Genomic DNA, 1,372 nt, shown 5'->3' on the forward strand with positions numbered 1-1,372 from the left:
TGGCTCTATAATATTTGTAGTGGGTAAATCCCCTATAGATATTATGGAGCCGTTTTTATTGTAGAAAAAAAGTCCCATAAGATCTATAATGAAAAGCGACCAAACCATCATTAGAAAGAATCCTATGGAACAATTACATTTTATCACAAAACTACTAGACATTAAAGACCCTAATATCCAATTTATGGATGTCATCAATAGGAATACCCACAAAGAAATCATCGCTAAACTGGACTATGAGGCCCCATCTTGCCCTGATTGTGGAAGGAAAATGAAGAAATATGACTTTCAAAAACCGTCTAAGATCCCTTACCTAGAAACGACTGGTATGGCTACTAGAATTCTACTTAGAAAACGTCGTTTTAAGTGCTATCAGTGTTCAAAAATGATGGTTGCTGAGACCTCTCTCGTCAAGAAAAATCACCAAATCCCTCGTATTATCAACCAAAAAATTGCTCAGAAGCTGATTGAAAAAACTTCTATGACCGATATTGCCCATCAGCTGGCCATCTCAACTTCAACTGTCATTCGCAAGCTCAATGACTTCCGTTTTAAGCATGATTTTTCTCGTCTGCCTGAGATTATGTCTTGGGATGAGTACTCCTTTACAAAGGGAAAAATGAGTTTCATTGCACAAGATTTTGAAAAGCTCAATATCATCGCTGTTCTCGAGGGAAGAACACAAGCTATTATTCGAAATTACTTTCTTAAATATGATAGAGTCGTCCGATGTCGAGTGAAAATCATTACTATGGATATGTTTAGCCCTTACTATGACTTGGCTAAACAGCTTTTTCCAAACGCTAAAATCGTGTTGGATCGTTTCCACATTGTCCAACACATGAGCCGTGCTATGAGTCGTATGCGTGTCCAAATCATGAATCAGTTTCATCGAAAATCCCATGAATACAAGGCTATCAAGCGTTACTGGAAACTCATCCAACAAGATAGTCGGAAACTCAGCTATAAACGTTTTTATCGCCCTACTTTTCGCATGCACTTGACGAATAAAGAAATTCTAGACAAGCTTTTGAGCTATTCAGAAGACTTGAAACATCACTACCATCTCTATCAACTCTTGCTTTTTCACTTTCAGAATAAGGAACCGGATAAATTTTTCGGGCTCATTGAGAACAATCTAAAGCAGGTTCATCCTCTTTTTCAGACTGTCTTTAAAACCTTCCTCAAGGATAAAGAGAAAATTGCCAACGCCCTTCAACTACCCTATTCCAACGCCAAACTGGAAGCCACCAATAATCTTATCAAACTTATCAAGCGCAATGCCTTTGGATTTCGGAACTTTGAAAACTTCAAAAAACGGATTTTTATCGCTCTGAATATCAAAAAAGAAAGGACGAAATTTGTCCTTTCT

Annotated in this window: 1 protein-coding gene; it reads left to right on the forward strand. The window is 37.5% G+C overall.

What is annotated here, in order from left to right; genetic code table 11:
- Positions 1 to 124: 124 nt before the first annotated feature.
- A partial coding sequence (locus tag B7703_RS00005; RefSeq protein ID WP_084923120.1) for an ISL3 family transposase occupies positions 125 to 1,372 on the forward strand: 1,248 nt, incomplete at its 3' end.

The organism is Streptococcus mitis (assembly GCF_002096735.1).
GTDB lineage: Bacteria > Bacillota > Bacilli > Lactobacillales > Streptococcaceae > Streptococcus > Streptococcus mitis_CZ.